At 35.9% G+C, this 18,973-nt stretch carries 22 protein-coding genes; 9 read left to right on the top strand and 13 right to left on the bottom strand.

The window, feature by feature from the left end; translation table 11 throughout:
• From proC to modA, 4 genes are all read right to left on the bottom strand, one after another.
• Positions 1-804 (bottom strand): pyrroline-5-carboxylate reductase, encoded by an 804-nt coding sequence (gene proC / locus Y7E_RS0126905; RefSeq protein WP_017154298.1) that lies wholly within the window; start codon positions 802-804, stop codon positions 1-3.
• Between the two features lie 158 nt (positions 805-962).
• Positions 963-1,814, bottom strand: coding sequence for a GRP family sugar transporter (locus Y7E_RS0126900; RefSeq protein WP_017154297.1), 852 nt, complete (start codon positions 1,812-1,814; stop codon positions 963-965).
• Positions 1,815-2,559: 745 nt separating this feature from the next.
• The gene (modB, locus tag Y7E_RS0126895; RefSeq protein ID WP_017154296.1) at positions 2,560-3,234 is read right to left on the bottom strand and encodes a molybdate ABC transporter permease subunit; all 675 of its coding nucleotides are present in this window, start codon (positions 3,232-3,234) and stop codon (positions 2,560-2,562) included.
• A gap of 5 nt (positions 3,235-3,239) precedes the next feature.
• Positions 3,240-4,046 carry a molybdate ABC transporter substrate-binding protein gene (gene modA, locus Y7E_RS0126890; RefSeq protein ID WP_017154295.1) on the bottom strand — a complete coding sequence of 269 codons (807 nt, stop codon included), beginning with the start codon at positions 4,044-4,046 and terminating at the stop codon, positions 3,240-3,242.
• Between the two features lie 132 nt (positions 4,047-4,178).
• Here modA and Y7E_RS0126885 point away from each other — a divergent pair, with 132 nt between their 5' ends.
• Positions 4,179-5,126 carry a substrate-binding domain-containing protein gene (locus tag Y7E_RS0126885; protein ID WP_026049364.1) on the top strand — a complete coding sequence of 316 codons (948 nt, stop codon included), beginning with the start codon at positions 4,179-4,181 and terminating at the stop codon, positions 5,124-5,126.
• Positions 5,127-5,190: 64 nt separating this feature from the next.
• Here Y7E_RS0126885 and Y7E_RS31105 read toward each other — a convergent pair whose 3' ends face one another.
• Together Y7E_RS31105 and Y7E_RS0126870 are read right to left on the bottom strand one after the other, a co-directional pair.
• Positions 5,191-5,295 (bottom strand): DUF3948 family protein, encoded by a 105-nt coding sequence (locus Y7E_RS31105; RefSeq protein ID WP_017154293.1) that lies wholly within the window; start codon positions 5,293-5,295, stop codon positions 5,191-5,193.
• A 255-nt stretch (positions 5,296-5,550) separates the two neighbouring features.
• Entirely contained in the window at positions 5,551-6,417 is an 867-nt protein-coding gene (locus Y7E_RS0126870; RefSeq protein WP_017154291.1) for a LysR family transcriptional regulator, read from the bottom strand.
• Between the two features lie 138 nt (positions 6,418-6,555).
• Between Y7E_RS0126870 and Y7E_RS0126865 the strand changes: the two genes are divergently transcribed.
• Both Y7E_RS0126865 and Y7E_RS31100 read left to right on the top strand, forming a co-directional pair.
• Complete coding sequence (locus tag Y7E_RS0126865; RefSeq protein WP_017154290.1) at positions 6,556-7,524, top strand: DMT family transporter; 969 nt, start codon at positions 6,556-6,558, stop codon at positions 7,522-7,524.
• Positions 7,525-7,550: 26 nt separating this feature from the next.
• Complete coding sequence (locus tag Y7E_RS31100; RefSeq protein ID WP_017154289.1) at positions 7,551-7,691, top strand: YrzO family protein; 141 nt, start codon at positions 7,551-7,553, stop codon at positions 7,689-7,691.
• A gap of 71 nt (positions 7,692-7,762) precedes the next feature.
• Here Y7E_RS31100 and Y7E_RS31095 read toward each other — a convergent pair whose 3' ends face one another.
• The gene (locus tag Y7E_RS31095; protein ID WP_017154288.1) at positions 7,763-7,858 is read right to left on the bottom strand and encodes a DUF3948 family protein; all 96 of its coding nucleotides are present in this window, start codon (positions 7,856-7,858) and stop codon (positions 7,763-7,765) included.
• 337 nt (positions 7,859-8,195) lie between these two features.
• On the opposite strand from Y7E_RS31095, the gene Y7E_RS0126845 reads away from it, so the two are divergent.
• The gene (locus Y7E_RS0126845; protein ID WP_017154286.1) at positions 8,196-8,801 is read left to right on the top strand and encodes a lysophospholipid acyltransferase family protein; all 606 of its coding nucleotides are present in this window, start codon (positions 8,196-8,198) and stop codon (positions 8,799-8,801) included.
• Between the two features lie 70 nt (positions 8,802-8,871).
• Here the strand turns inward: Y7E_RS0126845 and Y7E_RS31090 are convergent, their stop codons facing one another.
• Entirely contained in the window at positions 8,872-8,967 is a 96-nt protein-coding gene (locus Y7E_RS31090; RefSeq protein WP_017154285.1) for a DUF3948 family protein, read from the bottom strand.
• Positions 8,968-9,269: 302 nt separating this feature from the next.
• Here Y7E_RS31090 and Y7E_RS0126830 point away from each other — a divergent pair, with 302 nt between their 5' ends.
• The 5 genes from Y7E_RS0126830 (at position 9,270) to Y7E_RS0126810 (ending at position 13,425) form a co-directional block, all read left to right on the top strand.
• Positions 9,270-9,776: a YybH family protein gene (locus tag Y7E_RS0126830; RefSeq protein WP_017154283.1), complete on the top strand. Its 507-nt coding sequence runs from the start codon at positions 9,270-9,272 to the stop codon at positions 9,774-9,776.
• A gap of 90 nt (positions 9,777-9,866) precedes the next feature.
• Positions 9,867-10,943 carry a hypothetical protein gene (locus Y7E_RS0126825; protein WP_017154282.1) on the top strand — a complete coding sequence of 359 codons (1,077 nt, stop codon included), beginning with the start codon at positions 9,867-9,869 and terminating at the stop codon, positions 10,941-10,943.
• A gap of 60 nt (positions 10,944-11,003) precedes the next feature.
• Positions 11,004-11,981, top strand: a complete 978-nt coding sequence (locus Y7E_RS0126820; RefSeq protein ID WP_017154281.1) for a LacI family DNA-binding transcriptional regulator — start codon at positions 11,004-11,006, stop codon at positions 11,979-11,981.
• Positions 11,982-12,139: 158 nt separating this feature from the next.
• The gene (locus Y7E_RS0126815; RefSeq protein ID WP_017154280.1) at positions 12,140-12,469 is read left to right on the top strand and encodes a PH domain-containing protein; all 330 of its coding nucleotides are present in this window, start codon (positions 12,140-12,142) and stop codon (positions 12,467-12,469) included.
• A 119-nt stretch (positions 12,470-12,588) separates the two neighbouring features.
• On the top strand, positions 12,589-13,425 hold the full coding sequence (locus Y7E_RS0126810; RefSeq protein WP_017154279.1) for a YitT family protein: 837 nt from the start codon (positions 12,589-12,591) through the stop codon (positions 13,423-13,425).
• 32 nt (positions 13,426-13,457) lie between these two features.
• Here the strand turns inward: Y7E_RS0126810 and Y7E_RS0126805 are convergent, their stop codons facing one another.
• The 5 genes from Y7E_RS0126805 to nirB are packed head-to-tail and all read right to left on the bottom strand — an operon-like array spanning position 13,458 to position 18,826.
• Entirely contained in the window at positions 13,458-13,907 is a 450-nt protein-coding gene (locus Y7E_RS0126805) for a precorrin-2 dehydrogenase (protein ID WP_017154278.1), read from the bottom strand.
• Positions 13,900-14,610, bottom strand: a complete 711-nt coding sequence (locus tag Y7E_RS0126800; protein WP_017154277.1) for a sirohydrochlorin chelatase — start codon at positions 14,608-14,610, stop codon at positions 13,900-13,902. Before Y7E_RS0126800 ends, Y7E_RS0126805 begins: the two co-directional genes overlap by 8 nt.
• Entirely contained in the window at positions 14,607-16,031 is a 1,425-nt protein-coding gene (locus tag Y7E_RS0126795) for a uroporphyrin-III C-methyltransferase (RefSeq protein ID WP_017154276.1), read from the bottom strand. Before Y7E_RS0126795 ends, Y7E_RS0126800 begins: the two co-directional genes overlap by 4 nt.
• Before the next feature lie 59 nt (positions 16,032-16,090).
• Positions 16,091-16,408, bottom strand: coding sequence for a nitrite reductase small subunit NirD (gene nirD / locus Y7E_RS0126790; RefSeq protein ID WP_017154275.1), 318 nt, complete (start codon positions 16,406-16,408; stop codon positions 16,091-16,093).
• 12 nt (positions 16,409-16,420) lie between these two features.
• Positions 16,421-18,826 (bottom strand): nitrite reductase large subunit NirB, encoded by a 2,406-nt coding sequence (gene nirB / locus Y7E_RS0126785; protein ID WP_017154274.1) that lies wholly within the window; start codon positions 18,824-18,826, stop codon positions 16,421-16,423.
• Between the last annotated feature and the right edge of the window lie 147 nt (positions 18,827-18,973).

The raw sequence follows: 18,973 nt of genomic DNA, 5'->3' as shown, positions 1-18,973 counted from the left end.
TTAATTCCCCCTAGCTTTTTTATTTGTTGATTCAATTGCTTGGTGAATCATCTTTGAAAAATTATATTCATATAAAACCTTTAAACCTTCTGCAGTGGAACCACCTGGTGTTGTTACTTGTTCACGAAGCATAGCTGGATCTTGTTCTTGCTCGAGCATAGCAGCAGAGCCAGCGATCATTTGAATAACAAGGTGTTTTGCTGTTGCTTCATCGATTCCATAGCTTTTTGTTGCTTCAATTAAACCTTCAGCAAAGTGGTAAAGGAAGGCAGGCGCACTTCCAGTAACAGCGGTTAGCTGATGAACCTCTTCTTCCGTGCAGAGCTGTGCTGTGCCAATTCCCTTTAAGAGTAGTTGCAGTGTTTCTTGATGCTCGTCATTTACGAAACGCCCCATTGTATATAGAGAAATAGACTTTCCAATTGTTGCAGCTGTATTTGGCATAATCCAGGCAACAGGTGTACCTTGAGGGAGTTTTTCTTCTAAATAAGATGGACCAATTCCTGCAGCAACTGTTACAACAAACTGATGGGTTAGGAGAGGTGATAACTCCGCTAATAACTGTTCATGTGCAGCTGGTGGCATCGCTAAAACAATGGTATCTGCATTTTTAATGTGCTTTTTCCAATCATTTGTAATTGAGATGTCATATTTTTTCTCTAATTGCTTAAGTTTCTCTATATTACTTCGATTGGATACAATAATTTCTTCGATGTATTCATTACTTGTTTTGAGCAGTCCGGCGAAGGTTGCTTCCGCCATACGACCGGCACCAATAAATAAAATTCTATTTTTTTTTGGCATATCCTTTATTCCTTCCTGCTTAGAATATGTTATAAAAACGATAACATTTTGGGGAGATTTTTGTAAAAAGAAAAGTCTTATAAAGAGATTTTAATAATTAATAATAGGAAACCCCCGAAGCAGATATGCTTCGGGGGTTTGATTCATAGCTTGTGTAATTATGCTTTTGTCATACCAAGTAGAACAGCACCGCCGATAATTAGAACACTACCTAGTGCAATAAATACCATTTGGCGCTTTGTTTTCTTTTCGCCTAAGAAGACAATTGCACCGAATGTCGAGATAACGATACCAGTTTGTGATAGTGGGAAACTTGTTGCCACTCCAACTTTTGGTAAAGAAAGAAGTAAGAATAAGTTACCTGTTCCCCAAAGTAGACCAGATAAAGCGTTACGAATTGCGTATTTGTTAAATGGTTTATGTTTAGATGTCAGTACAACTGCACCAACAAACATACCGACTGCTTGTGGTAGAATAGCAGACCAACCATCGATATTGTACCAACGAATAATAATTACATATACAAGGTAGCCGAAAGTAGAAACAATTAAAGTTAAAAGTCCTTTTTTCAATTGTCCTGGTGGCTGTGCATTTTCTTTATCATCCAATGAAGTGAAGACAACACCAACTACAATTAAAAGGATTGCAATCGTTCCCAGAATGATCGTAGTAGTAGTAGTCCACTCACGGAAAGCGATAACGCCAAAGATAGAAGTCGCAACAAGTTGCATGCCTGTAGAAATAGTAACAGTTGTAGAAACACCTAGTTTTTCTACAGTTTTTAATTGGTTCGCTTGTCCTAAAGCCCAGAATAAACCTGAAATAAAGCCGACAATTAAGATCGTCATAGTTAAAGCTGGTTGAGTAAATATATACATAATTATTGCGAAGAATAAGGCACCGATTGTCATACCTAACGTTTGGCTATATGCGCCGCCGCCCATTTTTACGCTTACTAATAAAATGTTCCCCCATGCAATTGCAGGAAGAAGCGCTAATAAAATGTCCATTACAAGACTCCCTTCGTATTGCTATATCAATATAATTTAAATCGTTAAAACATGATGAAGAACTCACAGTATAAATGCGTTTTCATTTCTTCATTTTTTCAAACACCTAAATATAATAACAGGAAATTGCCCTTTTTAGAAAGTAAATTCAAATAGAATGTATATTTTTATAAATATTAAAATTCTGTTATTTTATTATAATAAAAAAAGATCTCAATTTTTCGATTGAGATCTTTTTTATTTAAAGGGGTTAGGGGAATAAAGTTATTTAACTCTTTTTTCGCTAATGGGAAGAGGGGGGACAATCCAATTCCCGAAAGCTTTACTTTATATTTTGATTATATGAGATATGGACAATGGTAACTATCGAATTACCTTACAAGATGATTACATTTTTGTAAGGTGGAAAGATATAGGTGATGAATTATATAAATCCAAATAAAAAAAGGACATAAACCATTTTTGGGTGGAAGAGAGAAGACGGGTGTAAGTCCCCTTTTTTATAGCAACAACTTATATGTCAAAAATCAAAATGGATGTATCCCGCTATTTGTGGGCAGTAATACTCCCACCTCAAAATTCTGAGAAAGCAAAGAAGTTAGGTGGGAGATAAACTGCTCGTAGAAGCCCGATTGGTGCAGGCTGATTAAAGTTTCACTTTATATAGAGTTTCCTTTCATTCTACAAAATACTTTATTTTTCGGGAAATAATATAAAAAGAAAGCAGCTTTTGTTGAAAGCTGCTTTAAGAAGTAGTGATTCTTTTATTAATCAGCTGAATGCACAATAAAAATATGAGTGACATACTGACTGTTATGATAACGAGTGTCCAAGCAAGGTTCATATTACTTGCATCAATTGCCATATAAATAGCTGTTGGAATCGTTTGTGTTTTGCCTGGAATGTTACCAGCAAACATAAGTGTTGCTCCAAACTCACCGAGTGCGCGTACAAAGCTTAAAATCATTCCACTAAGTAATGCAGGAAATGCAAGTGGTAGTGTGACGTGTAAAAAGACTTGATATTCACTTGCTCCAAGATCGCGGGCACCATCTTCGATTTGCTTGTTTGCAATAGAAAACCCTGTCTTTGCCGATTGATACATCAGTGGAAATGAAACGACTGTTGAAGCGATGACAGCTGCCCATGATGTAAACATAATCGATTGTTGAAATAATGATTCAATCCACTTTCCAACAGGGCTGTTATTCCCAAAAATAATAATGAGAAAGAACCCAATAACAGTTGGTGGAAGTACCATCGGTAACAGAAAAATAGTTTCTAATAACACTTTATAACGCCATGAGGAGCGAGCTAATACTCGTCCGATAACTGTGCCAAAAATCATAACAATAATGGTGGCGAGTGCAGCTACTCGTAAGGAAAGAAAAACAGGCAGCCAAAGTGTATCAAATGTCATAGTAGTTACGATAGGATTGTAAATCCATATTTTTTAAAGATAGATTGTGTATCTTTTGACTGTAAATATTCATAAAATGAAGTCGCCTCTTTCTTATGCTTGGATTCTTTTATGACTCCTACTGGATAATGAATAGGTTCATGAGAATTAGCAGGTGCTGCACCTGCGATTTTTACTTTATCTGAAATAAGAGCATCTGTTTTGTATACAATTCCAGCATCTACACTTCCTGTTTCTACATATGTTAACACTTGGCGAACGTCTTTTGTAAATACAGTTTTGTTTTGGAGGTCATTCCATAAATTTCCATGTGTAAGAGAAGCTTTTGCATATTTTCCAGCTGGTACAGATTCTGGTGTACCGATTGCTAGTTTTTTCACTTTCTCCTCTTTTAATTCTTGAAATGTTTTAATAGAGCTTTCCTTTGGAACGATTAAAACAAGTTCATTTCCAAGAAGGCTTTTCCCCTCTTTTTCATTAATAAATCCTTTTTTGACAAGCGTTTGAAATTTATCTTCTGCTGCAGAGAAGAATAAATCAGCAGGAGCACCTTGTTCAATTTGCTGCTGAAGTGCGCCAGAACCACCAAAGTTAAAGGCAAGCTTTATGTTTGGTTCTTTTTGTTTATATTGTTTTTCAATTTCTTTAAAAGCATCTTGTAAACTTGCAGCTGCAGATATTGTAAGTTCAACTGCTTTTTCTTCTTTAGCATTTGTTTTTTCTTTCTTTTCTCCGCTTGTGCAAGCGGCACTAAATATAAGAAGGAAAGAAAGCATGAATACCCCAATGTACCGTAATGTAAATTTGCTCATACATATAATCCCCTTTCTTTTCATCGCATTAATTATAACTAATTATATTTAATTATAAATAGATATAATTAAATATAATGTGAAATAAATCACTTTTTGAAAAAATAGGAGAAATTTTCATTCTTTGTTACAATGAAAAGAGAAAGTGAGGAATCGTCTATGGATTATCATTCCTACACAACGGAAGAGGTAGCAACCAGATTAAAAGTCTCAAAGTTAACAGTGTATGATTTAATAAAAAAAGGTGAACTACCTTCTTACAGAGTTGGTAGACAAATGCGTATCGATGCGGTGGACTTAGAACAATATATTAAGCAAATGAAAACGGGGAAAGTGCAGGCTGCTTCTATGAAACTAGAGAAGAAGCATAGGGAATCTTCCTGTGTCATTAGTGGGCAAGAGTTAACATTAGATATGCTAGCGAAGCATCTTGAAAAACTTTTACCAAGCTCTAGTATGCTTAGGGCTTATCAGGGGAGTTTAATGAGCTTAATTAAGATGTCTCAAGGAGAAGGGAGTATCGTTAGCTTACATTTGTTTGATGGCGATACAGGTGAATATAACATTCCGTATGTAAAACGAATTTTAGTTGGACAACCATGTATTGTGATGAACTTATTAGCGAGAAATGTTGGATTTTATGTCCAAAAAGGAAATCCAAAAGGAATACAAACGTGGGCTGACTTGAATGACTCATCGATTCAATTTGTGAATCGTGAAAAAGGATCAGGAATTCGTGTACTAGTAGATGAACAGGTGAGAATTCAAAATTTAGCTAAAGCAAATATTCGAGGATATGATTGGGAAGAGTCTAATCATCTTGGCGTTGCCTCTCAAATTGCTAATGGGAAAGCCGATGTCGGCGTAGGATCAGAAAAGGTAGCGCAAATTGTGAATGTAGATTTTATTCCACTTATGAAAGAACAATATGACTTGATAATCTTAAAAAATAAAGAAAATGAACAACTCATTGAAGCTGTAAAAGAAATACTACAATCTCTAGAATTTCAAAATGAACTGCGAGCAATTGGTGGATACGATATAAGTAAAACGGGCCAAGTTATATATGAAACAAATTAAAAAATCTGCTTGTCCATAAGACGAGCAGATTTTTCTCTATATAAAGGGGTTAGGGGAAACGATTTTATAAGATGAGGCCTTGAGCAAGTGCGTAAATAAAAGCTGTAAGAAGAGCTGCGCCGCTTGCAAGTCCAATAAAGTCTAATTTGTTAAAAGTAATGTCGTTCATAGTTATCTCTCCTTATTTGTTTAAAGTTGTAGCAACTGCTTTTGCATCGATTAGAGCAGATAGCACCATGCCCATTGTATTAACAAATTTGTTTGTTTTCATTTTGTTCATCATGCGTATCCGCTCCTTTTCGAATTGTTGTTGCCCTTGTTTCTGTCTTAATTATATGAAATGTGGGCAGGGGTAACTATCGAATTAGCTTACGGCAGCATTACAGTTTTGTAAGAAAAAAAGACATTCGTGTAAGAATGTCTCTTAAAGCATATTGATATGATGATGCTCTTCAATTGTTTTTAAAAAGCTCTGCATTGAGTTGGTCAGATAGGTATCTTTCCGCCTTATAAAGACAGTTGAAATGCTCCCATATTTTTCAGGAATCGGATGACAATGAACTTTTCCTGTAGTAGAAAGGTGCCTAACAGCGGACTGCGGCACGAGTGTAATCCCGAGGCCGAGTGCAACGCTATTTAAAATTGTCTCTAATATATTGAATTCCATAATTCTTTTTGGAAGTAATCCCTCATCTTTGAGCCAACGCTCTAGCTTAGAACGATAGCCGCACCCTTGATTAAAGACAAGGAGTGGTGTTGTTATAAATTCTTCTATATGAAAGGCTTTATTTTGCGTAACGAGAACGAGTTTTTCTGTACATACATCATATTGTTCTAATAGTGGATGTTTAATAGGTCCTGATATAAAAGCGCCATCTAATTGGTGGTCAATAACCTCTTTAATGAGTTCCTCGGTTAAACCAGCTTGCAGTGATAAGTCGACATTTGGATATTCTTTGTAGTAAGAAGATAGGATGGTAGGTAATGTACTCACTGTTTCGACTGTCCCGATTTTTAAGGTTCCAGATGGCATGTTACTATCTAGAAATACTTGTTTCAGTTCTTCAACATCCTGCAAAATTTTATTAACGTAAGCAAGCATTTTTCGTCCTTCTGCATTTAATGTCATCCCTTTTTTATGGCGATAAAAAAGCGGCGTTTTGAGCTCGTTTTCTAATTGTTTAATACGTGCTGTTACATTGGATTGTACATAATTTAATTCTTTTGCTGCGTTGCTGACACTTCCGTAATCTGCAACGCATTGGAAAATTTGTAAGTCTCGTAGTTCCAATGAGCATTCCCCCTTGATGTTAACTATCATTATAAATGATAGTTAACATCATTTTGAATCATTTTACGTGATATATTTTTTCTTTTACAATTCTCATTGTGCAATGCATCGAGAATTACATAGAAGCGGGGGATTACGGTGAGAAAAGGTCAAATGATAATGGGGGCACTGGCATGTTTAATCGCAAGCATGTCATGGGGAGCAATGTTTCCAGTTGCAGATCATGCACTAGAGTATATAGATCCATTTTACTTTTCGTTCATTCGTTACGGGGCAGTAGCGATTGTATTAGTTTTATTATTATTGATGAAAGAAGGCAAGAAGGCATTTCGTTTAGAAGGGAAAGGAAAGCTACTCGTCTTCTTCGGAACGATGGCGTTTACTGTATATAATGTACTTGTTTTCTTAGGCCAAATGTTAATGGGGAAATCCGGTGTTATGGTAGCGTCTATTATGGAGGCGCTTATGCCGATGATTTCAATTGGTATTCTATGGGGATATAAACATATAAAACCGAAGAGGTACATGATTACAAGTATGATAATCGCTTTTATTGGAGCTATTTTTGTTATTACAAAAGGTGATATGAGTTTCTTCCTTACATTGAAAGATAATCTATTTTCACTAGCATTTATTTTTATAGGTGTTGTGGGATGGGTAATCTATACGATGGGTGGCCAATCCTTTAGTGATTGGTCGACACTTCGCTATTCTACATTGACATGTGTATTTGGTACAGCTGTAACAGGTGTCATAACGATGATCATTACAATGTTAGGATATGTATCGGTACCAAGTGTGGAAACGATTTCTATTGTTAAGTACGATTTATTATTTATGATGACATTACCAGGTATTGTGGCACTACTTACTTGGAATTATGGTGTAAAAATTTTATCATCAATTAATGGGATTTTATTTATTAACTTTGTTCCAATTACTACATTGGTCATTATGATGATGCAAGGATATAAAATAACAATTTTTGATATAGTAGGAACAATGCTTGTTATGACGGCTCTTATCCGAAATAACGTATGTCAGCGTAAAGAAGAAAGCAAGGATAAGCAGGTTTTAGAAGAAGAGGAGTTGCGTCAAGCTGTCTAATAGACAATGCATGTGGAGGATTTTATATGTTAGAAAGTTTATTGTTTTTCTTTGCCGTTGGAATTGCATGTGAGCTTGCAGCGATTAATCGAAATGGTCGTAAGAAGATAAAACAACAAGCTGAAATGATACAGCTATTAAAAGAATTACATGAAAGAAAAATATAATGAAAAGACGACCGGGCATAGACGGTCGTCTTTTCATTACTATTTATATAAAGGGGAAAGGGGACACAAAATTATATAAGCGTAGCAGCGTAAATGAAAGCTGTAAGAAGAGTAGCGCCGCTAGCTAGTCCGATAAAATCTAATTTGTTACAAGTAATGTTGTTCATTGATATTTTCTCCTTACTTGTTTAATGTAGTAGCAACAGCTTTTGCGTCGACAAGAGCGGATAACACCATGCTCATTGTATTTACGAATTTATTTGTGTTGATTTTGTTCATCATGTATATCCGCTCCTTTTCGAATGGTTGTTGTTACTTTCTGACTTAATTGTACAAAATGTGGAGAGATGTCACTATCGAATTAGCTTACAGCAAGATTACATTTTTGTAAGAATTAATTTTTAAAAATTGTCACTTAATTTTATTACCAACTACTAAAAGTTAGTGTTATAATTTGTGTAAGGATATAATTAAACTTTGGATATTGGGAAAGGAACGAAATGAATGTATAAACTAATTACATTTTTGTTGAAATATATATTTAAGACTATTGGGAAAGTGGAAGTACAAGGGAGAGAAAATTTACCTCAAGGTGGACCATATGTTGTTGCTTGTACACATACGAGTTTTATGGATGTTTTAATGTTAGCGGCCGGGATGTATCCAACGGAAATTCATTATATGGCAAAAAAGGAACTGTTTGAAAGTAAATTTACAAATTGGTTTTTTAAGAATGTGAATGCTTTTCCGGTAGATCGTGCAAATCCAGGCCCAAGTACATTGAAAATTCCATCTCGGTTATTAAAGGATGGAAAGGTAGTGGGGATTTTTCCAAGTGGAACGAGGTCGACGGAGGACGTTTCTTTAAAAGCGGGAGCTGTTACGATTGCGATGCGTTCTAATGTTCCTTTAGTACCTGCAGCTTATGTTGGGCCATCAAGTGTAAAAGAATTAATTAAGGGGAAAAGAGCAAAATTAATTTTTGGTAATCCGATTCAAGTAGAAGCGGGAGAAGCAGTAGATCGAAAAACAGCAATGAAATTGATGACAGATCGATTGAACGAAACATTTGAAGAACTAACAGAAACATTACAAAGAAATAACAAGTAGGAAAAGACGACCGGGCATAGACGGTCGTCTTTTCTATTACTATTTATATAAAGGGGAAGGGGACACAAAGTTATATAAGCGTAGCAGCATAAATGAAAGCTGTAAGAAGAGCAGCGCCGCTAGCTAGTCCAATAAAATCTAATTTGTTACAAGTAATGTTGTTCATAGGTATTCTCTCCTTACTTGTTTAAAGTAGTAGCAACAGCTTTTGCGTCGACAAGAGCGGATAACACCATGCTCATTGTATTTAAGAATTTGTTAGTTTTTAATTCGTTCATCATGTATATCCGCTCCTTTTCGAATGGTTGTTGTTACTTTCTAACTTAATTATATGAAATACAGGTAGGGGCAACTATCGAATTAGCTTACAGCAAGATTACATTTTTGTAAGAGATAATTCATTTTAATAATCATTTTTGTGATAAAATATACTAGTGGAATATTAAGGGAATTAAAAGGGGGAACATCATGGGAAAATTAAGTAAGAAAAAATACGGGGTATTAGCTTGTATGGTTTTGGCATTAGGGATAAGTGGTTGTGGTGTAGACAAAAAGAAAGAAGATGAAAATGCACAAGCAAAAGCAAAAAAAGAGGTAGAAAAGGTAATTTCAGACCAAGTAAAAGCATTTAATCAGAAAGATACTGATGATTATATGAAAACATATTCGAAAGACATATTTGCATATGACGTAATAAAAGAAGAGAATGAGACTTTATTAGATGAGTATGATGTCAAAATTACAATTGATCGGATGCAGGTTTTATCTATAAATGATAAATATGCAACAATAGAGGCAAAAACAACAGCTAAAAATAAGGATAAGAGTGTAGAGTATACGGATAATGTTGTAAAGACGCGCTTTGTATTAGAAAAAGAAAAAGATAAATGGGTTATTACAAGTCAAGGGATGTTAACTGCTGAGACATTGGATGGGGAGTCTTTATTAAAAGAGAGAACTGGAAAAGAATCTTGATATTAAAATGTAGAATAAAGAAAGAGGAAATCTAGTAATAGTGTGTACGAAACAATCAAAGAAAAAGTTATAAAATAAAGGGGATTTAATATGAAAAAAGTAGTACATATAAAATGGGGAATGTCGTTGTTAGCTGGTGTCTTATTACTTGGAACTATGGGATGCTCAACAAAAAGTAATGCGAAGCCTAAAGAGAGTAATGTAGAAAAAGAAGTGAAACAAGCATTAGAAGAGAATGTAGAAGCATTTAATAAAGAAGACTTGGACGGATATCTAGACACGCTTTCGAGTAAGGTTTATAGTTATGAAATTTCAAAAAAAACAACAGGACAGATGTTCGAATTACTTGATTTAAAAGCTAGTTTAAAAAAGGTAAAGGTACTTTCTTATTCTGATAAGTATGCAACTGTAGAAGTGAAACAAGAAACAAAGAGTAAAAGGGAAAGTGAGAATTATACAGATAATGTAACGGAAGCCGTGCATACACTTGATAAAGAAGATAAAAAATGGAGAATAAAAAGTACATCAATAAAATCGATCAAAACATTGGATGGAAAAGAAATTAAATCTCCAAATGAATTGTTTTCATCGGATGGAAATAAAGGTAGTGCAAGTTCTTCACAACCCCCTGCTGCTGAAGATAAAGCAAAGGATAGTTTGAAAGAGAAAGGTAATCAAAATCAACCTCCTCAGTCCAGTGCAAGTATGAGAGCAAAATATGTAGATAGACCCGATACTAAGGGCGGAACAATTATAAATGGAAATCGAATTGATTTTGAAGGGTATACTGTACAAATTAAAGAAGGCGAATTTGATTATAAAAAATTAACTGGTGATCGAATTACGCTAAAAGTCAGAGTTGAGAATCGAACTGGGCTGAAGATGAATATGTATCCAAACAATACAGTTATTTTGCAAGATGGTAAACAAATTTCTCCATTAGATCGCGATAAGCTACCAATAACAGATGCTGCAGATATTCAAGATGGTGAGGCGAAGGAATATATCATTAGTTTTCCAATGATTGAGGCAAAAGAGTTTGCGATTAAATTTATAGCTGGAGGAGCTCGTGTAGGTGATAAACCAGGTCGATATGAGGAACATGTATTTATCTACCAGCCTGAAAAGCAGGAGCAAGATAGCCAAAAGGATGTAAATACGTTATAAAAAAGGAGATTATCTTAGGATAATCTTCTTTTTTATAAGATGAGGGAAAGAGGTGAGCAGATGGCTAATATTAGAGATATTGCAAAGCTAGCAGGTGTGTCGGTTACAACTGTTTCACGAGTGTTGAATGACCATCCATATGTAAGTAAAGAAAAACGACAAGCGGTTTTAGAGGTTGTTGAGAAATTGAATTACTCGCAAAATGCAAAGGCAGTTCATTTATCAAAAGGAAAAACAAATATTGTTGGTGTGATTTTACCTTATATTGACCATCCACATTTCGATGCAATCGTTGGAGGAATTATGGAAGGTGCATTAGCTCATAATTACCGAGTCCTTCTTTGTCAGACTAATTATAATAAGCGAGAAGAAATAGAAAGTTTACATATGTTAAAAACAAAACAACTAGATGGTATCATTATTTGTTCACGCTCGAATGATTGGGATGTAATTAAGCACTATGCTTCATATGGGGCGATTATTGCTTGTGAAGAGACCGACGTTTTGGGCATATCCAGCGTATATATAAATCATTTTGGAGCTTTTCAATTAGGGATGAATTACTTGATCAAGAAAGGCTACAAAAAAATTGGATATTGCACAGGGAGGCAGAGAGGAGCTAGTAGTAAAAAGAGATTTGAGGCTTATAAGCAAGCTTTACAACTGATAGATGAAGAAATTATCGAAAATCGAATTTTTACGGAATGCTTTACATTAGAAGATGGTGTGAGGGTTGCAGATAAGTTAAAAGAGATGGAGCATGTTCCTGAGGCGTTGCTAGTAGCTGGGGATGAAGTTGCTATTGGAATTATGACAGAAGCTAAAAAATTAGGCATAAATGTTCCACAGGATTTAGCGATTATTGGTTTCGATAATCAACCCATTTCCCAAGTGTTACAAATCACAACAATTGATCAACATGTGAAAGAGATTGGTAAAAGTGCTTTTGAACTATTTTACAAACAAATAAGCAATGATGATTGGAAACAAGAAAAGATAGAAATTCCTTATAATTTGGTGGAACGCTCTACCGTTTAACTGGAATCCGTTATGTGTAATGGCATAACGGATTTTTTTGAAAATGTGTTTGACTGGAAACGCGTTTCATACTTTATAACTAAGCTATACCGGTTATGTAGTAATCCATGGATTCTTTTCAAGTGTTACGACAATGAATTGAATTTGGAGGAATATTCATGAACGACCTATTATTGAATGTAAAAAAGTATTTAGAATCTGATGAACAAATTTTATCTTTTGTGGTAGGAATATTCGAGAAGGATAACTTTTCCTTTTCATACCAACAAGGTATATTTGTTGCTACTAATAAGCGGATTCTTTTTTATGGAGAATTTCCATATTACCCTATAATATTTGAAGAATACTCGTATTTTTGTATAGATGATATAGAAATATTTCCACGGTTAGTGTTTATTCATAATAGTGAAGTTGTGGTGGCTAAGTATGTTCAAGCGGGGAACGTGAAGAAATTTGTTGATGCTGTTAGGGCGAACTTGTATAACTAAACAAACATTTATGTAAACATAATTATATAGCTGTTATAAGAAAAAAGAGTGTGGTAAAAACTATTTCTATACCTCTGTAAGATAGTGATACAATGTCAAATGGAGGGGGGTTACAACTTATGTTTAATCAACGTATGAAAGAAATTGCATTAATTACAATTGGTTCACTATTATTTGCAATTGGTATTAACTATTTTGCAATTCCAAACCGTTTATCGGAAGGTGGAATCATCGGTTTAACAGTTGTCACCTATTATTTATTTGGATGGTCACCAGGGATTGTGAACTTTGCGTTGAATGCGGTTTTATTAGCTATTGGTTATAAATTTTTTGATAAAAAAACGATAGTTTACACAATCCTCGGTATTGTAGAAACTTCCTTGTTTTTATATGCAACAGAACACATTGGACATAGAGTAAACAGCGATACGTTATTAGCAGCTTTGTTTGCTGGAGTGTTTGTTGGGATTGGTTTAGGTTGTATGTTCCGAGCGGGAGGTACATCTGGAGGATCTGCAATTTTAGCACAATTAGCGAATCAATATTTAGGGTGGAGCGTTGGAAAAGGTGTTCTTATTATTGATATTGTTGTAATTGCCGGTTCGGTGTTTATCATTGGGCAAGAAAAAGCAATGTATACGCTCGTTGCAGTATTTATCGGAGCAAAAGTAATCGACTTCATTGTAGAAGGAATTAATACGAAAACAGCGGTTACGATTATATCGAGTCAACCCGATTTAATTCGTGAAACGATTACAAAACATATGACACGCGGTGTTACTGTTTTAGAAGGACGCGGTGGTTATACTGGAAAAAATAAAGAAGTACTATATGTTGTAATTAATAAACAAGAGCTTGTAAAATTAAAACAAGTAATCAGTAACGTGGATGAAGATGCGTTTGTTGTTATTCATGACGTACGAGATGTACTTGGCGGTGGTTTTAAAGCAAGCTAAAAAGATGAACGAGGGGGATTCGTTCATCTTTTTTATTTTATAATTTGAGGAAAGAGCGTCATTAGTTTTTGCTTGATTCGTTTTGCAAAGGATGGATTTTTACCAGAAGTTGATATGCTTATAACATATTCGTCATTTCGAATGATTGCAGGTGTATGAAAGGATGACTCTGTCCCATCACTTACGATATTCACCCATTGAAAATCATGAGCAGCGTGTTTGACCATCATATTTACATCATGATAATTTGTTGCAGCATAAATGAGATGGGCATCTTTAATATCTTCTTCTGTAAATGTTTTTTTCTTCCATGTAATATAGGTAAGATTCTTCATTTCTTCACAAATATATGGGCTCACAATAGTAACATGAGCTCCTGTGTTCTCTAATCCAGCTGCCTTTCGGTATGCAATTTTCCCACCACCGATAATTACAACCGTTTTGCCTTGTAGATTACACATAATAGGATAGATGTTATGCATGTACATGTTCCTCCATTCGCTCTAATAAAGCAGACTTCATGTAGGAATCAAATTGAAGGCAGTTACAAGTTGTAACGTTAGCGTATTTTTTGGCATGCCGATTTATTTTCTGAAGTAATAAGCCGGTGAAGAGAAGATACGGCATGACATATACATGCTTTTCGGATGCGGCCTTTTCATTGAGTTCATCAGTAAAAGAAGGTGTTCCTTTTGTTAAAAAGGAACAGGAAACAGACAAGCAGAGTTTTTGCTCGACTACTGATCCAATTTGCCTTAATTCATGTATAGGCTGAGAATCACTACTACCACGGCCGACAAGTAAGACTTCACTACCTTGTATGGGCATAGCTTCACGTATTCGTTTTATCACAAGTTCAATCATAAACGGATGCGTACTGAAAGGTGGTGCAATTGAAAATGTAATGTGTGGATAGCGTTTTTGTATTTTCTCAATTTCAAAAGGGACATCACGTTTATAATGGGCTGCTGCAAATAATAAAACAGGGACAATTAAAACCTCAGTCGCACCGTCTTGGATGGCTTCTGCAATTGCGTCTTGTACAGTCGGTGTGGTTAGTTCAAGAAATCCAATTTTTTGGATGATCTCGCTTCGTTCTTTTATAACGGACTGAACAAAGTGAATGAACTGTTCGTTGCCTTCTTGTAATCGGCTACCATGTCCAATATAAACGATACCTTTCACCCTGCCACCACTTCTTTCTCCTCGATGATAGCTTGCAGCTGATGATCGATATTATGGAATCCGACTTTATTTGCATATTGCAGAGTCGGTTCATCGGCATATGAGAATGGTAAATGAAGAATATCCATGAATCCGAGGCGTTTTACTTCTGTTATAAACGTATCAATTGCAGCGCGTCCTTCGAATACAATACTATCCCATGTGAATTCAGTCAGTGTACATGTATGAACTTCATCAAAACGATAATCAATTTGATATTCATGCGTTAGGATATGAGAACCCGCACCTATTTTTTCTTGAATGATGGCAATGCGGTTAATATTTCGTCCTAAGTAAATAGTTGTTTCGGTAGAGAATCTTGCTGATTCGCTTAATAATCCATACTGCATAAGCGTTTTTTGAGTAGCGCTATTCATATGTTGTAGTGTTGCTTGTAAGGAGCGAATATCTTTTTGATGCTGCTCACATGATTGTAATAAGATTGCTACACTCTCAGGTGAACAGAAAACAAGGCGCTCGGCTTTAAATATTTCACAGAGTTGATCGGATGTTAACTGATATTCCCGCTTTTTGAAAGTTGGTATTTGATATATTTCTGCTCCATTTGTTTGTAACTTTTGCGCTAGTATACTTGTTTTATTTGTTGCAGAGGCAAATAAAACTTTTTTTCCGTGTAGTGGTTTGTGTTCTTGCCAAGCAATTTGTTTACGTAAAGATACAACCTCACCAACGATTGTCATCGAAGGATTTGAAATATGTTCTTTCTTTACGGAATCAACGATTGTAGACAATGTACCTGTAACAACTCGTTGTTTTCCCGTTGTACCCCATTCAATGACTGCTACGGGTGTATCCTTTTTTCTTCCTGTTTGCAATAAGTTTTCGCAAATTACCGGTAAGTTTTTAACACCCATGTAAAAGGCGATTGTATCGCTGTTTAAGAGGGCACTGTAATTGACTTGGTCGCTAATTGCTCCCTTTGTATGACCAGTTAGCAACGTGACACTATTACTATAGTTGCGATGGGTAAGAGGGATGCCGGCATACGCACTAGCGGCAATACTAGATGTAATACCTGGAACAATTTCATATAGAATATCTTCAGCTGCTAAAGCTGCTGCTTCTTCACCAACGCGGCCAAAAATCGATGGATCTCCGCCTTTTAAGCGGACGACAATTTTACCTTCTTTGGCAGACTTAATTAAATGCGTGTTAATCATTTCTTGTCGCATAATATGATTTGTTGGCATTTTCCCGCAGTAAACGAGTTCGCATGTTGGCTTTGTATAGCGAAGTAAATTTTGATTCAATAAGCGGTCATATAAAACAACATCTGCTTTTTTTAGGCAATCTATTGCTTTTTTTGTAATAAGTCCTTCATCACCAGGCCCTGCACCAACTAAATATACGTATCCGTTCATCTCTCCACCTCATCTATTTTTACTTGAAAGGAAACCCCAAAAAGGATTTCTTGTACAAGTTACATGTATATATAAATATCCCCATCAATAACTTCTACTTCATATGTTTGAATACAACCATCATCAGGTTTTTGAACTTCACCTGTTATTAATGAAATTTTCCAATCATGCAACGGACAGAAGACGAATTCTCCAGAAACAATTCCTTCCGCTAAAGGCCCAGTTTTATGAGGACACCGATTTTCTACAGCGCGAATGTCGCCATTTGAAAGACGAAACAAGGCGATGGATATGTCCTTCATTCGCACTTCCTTACCGATTTGCATGGGAAGATCTTCGGCGCGCATTATTTTTATTTTCTCTTTTGTTTGTAACATGTAGATCGCTCCTTACTTTACAGTTTCTACTTCATACATGGCTTTTAAGGATTTAGTTTCTAGCGCTTGTCCCCAAGCTTCTTCATATGTGTTACGCGCTTTTTGGAAACGTTCATTTAGCATAGCGACCATTTGCTTATCTTGCAGTATTTCTTTTATGTGATCTAAGCCGATTCGTTCGACCCAATAGGCTGTTCGTTCGCCATAAATGCCAGTTTCACGGTAATGTTGTACATAAGCTGTGGCAATGCGAAGTACATCTTCTTCTGTAGGGACAATCATTACAAAATCAGCTTCACGAACTTCTGTCCCACCGTTACCGCCAATATAAAGTTGGAATCCATTTTCAACACAAACGACGCCGAAGTCTTTTGTTAATGCTTCTGCACAGTTACGTGGACAACCCGTTACGCCCATTTTCATTTTGTGCGGTGTATCTACCATTTCTAACGATTGTTCAAGTAACATACCAAGCCCTAATGAATCTTTTGTACCAAAGCGACAGAAGCGAGAGCCGACGCAAGATTTTACATTGCGAAGGGATTTCGAATAAGCATAACCAGAAGTCATATCGAGGTCAGCCCAAACTCTTGGTAAATCTTCTTTTTTAACACCGTATAAGCCGATTCGACTTGCGCCTGTTATTTTTACGAGCGGCACATCATACTTTTTCGCAACTTCAGCAATTCTCATTAAATCATCTGCAGTAGTAACACCGCCATACATACGAGGAATAACAGAAAATGTGCCATCATGCTGAATATTACCATTCATTCTTTCATTAACGAATCGGGATGCCTTATCATCTGCATATTCTTCTGGACGTGCCATACGTAAATAGTAATTTAATGCAGGACGGCATTTTGAACAGCCATCTTCATGTGCGAAGCCAAGGACGTTTCGTACTTCTTTTGGCGATTTTAACCCTTTTTCATGAATCGCTGTGACAACTTCATCACGTGATAAAGTTGTACATCCGCACATACCAACAGATTGTGCAGATGCATCGAAGCTATCCCCGAGTGTATGTGATAAAATTTGTTCAACAAGTGGACGACATTTACCACATGATCCAGCAGCTTTTGTGCATCCTTTTACTTCTTCAAAAGTTGTTAAATCTTGTTCTAAAATGGCATGAACAATTGTTCCTTTTGTCACACCGTTACACCCACAAACAGTGTCATCAGCACTCATGCTTGCAACGTCAAGTCCGCTTTCTTCACCAGCTTTATGAAGAAGAGAAGCTGGTGTGTATTCTTGTATATCTTCTTCCTTTTTCAACATACTAAAGAGCCGTGTACCTTCAGTGGTGTCTCCGTATAAAACAATACCAACGACTTTGTTGTCGCGAATTAATACTTTTTTATAGGAACGTGTACAATCATTAAAGATTGAGATTGCTTTTGTCTTATCATCTTCATAAATTTGTCCGGCAGAGAATAAATCGCATCCTGCAACTTTAAGCTGTGTACCGACAATACTACCTGTATACCCGCCTGTTTGTGAGTTCGTTATATGTTTTGCCAGTATGGCACCTTGTTCGTATAAAGGAGCGACAAGACCATAGGCAATACCATTATGCTCGGCACATTCACCAACTGCATAGATGGATTCATCATCTGTTTGCATATAGTTATTCGTAACGATGCCGCGGTTTACAAGTAAACCAGCATCTTTAGCTAACTGTGTATTTGGACGTATCCCCACAGCCATTACAATTAAATCGCATGTTACAACACTGCTATCTTCAAATTGGATACCTTCAACATGGTCAGTACCAAGAATTTTCACTGTTTTCTTTTCCATAAGAAACTTCATACCTTGTGCTTCTAAATCTTCACGCAGTAATGAAGCAGCTTTAGCATCAAGTTGTTGCTCCATTAAGTGAGGCATTAAATGTACAACGTGTACGTCCATGCCAAGGTCAATAAGCCCTCGTGCGGCTTCTAAACCAAGTAATCCACCGCCTATTACAACAGCTTTTTTATATTGCTTAGCAGCATCCATCATAAATTGTGTATCTTCAATTGTACGAAATCCTGTTACACCTGGAAGCTCCGAACCTTCAACAGGTAAGATAAAAGCACTAGACCCTGTTGCAACAATGAGCTTGTCGTACATAACGATACGGTTCTTTTCTGTAACAATGACTTGTTCTTCACGATCAATATTTATTACTTTTTCATTTGTATACAGTGTAATATCATTTTCTTCGTACCAACTGTATTCGTTCATAATGATATCTTGTATATTTGTTTTTCTTTGTAGGACGTGAGATAGCATAATACGATTGTAGTTTGGGTGAGGTTCATCACCAAAAATGGTAATGTCATAAAGCTTCGGATCTTGTTTTAAAATCTCTTCAATGCAGCGTATACCAGCCATACCATTCCCGATCATGACTAAACGTTTTTTCATATTCATTTCCCCTCTTAAATGTGAAATGTTTAACAAACTTTTATACTCGTATTATAGAATATTTGGAAAATAGAGGGTGTGATGTTTATCACAGTTTTGGAGGGTTCACAAATTGTTAAAAATATTATAAAATTTCATTCGAATTCT

Origin of the sequence: Bacillus bingmayongensis (assembly GCF_000299035.1) — a bacterium.
Lineage (GTDB): Bacteria > Bacillota > Bacilli > Bacillales > Bacillaceae_G > Bacillus_A > Bacillus_A bingmayongensis.
This window is presented reverse-complemented; position numbering and strand designations above follow the sequence as displayed.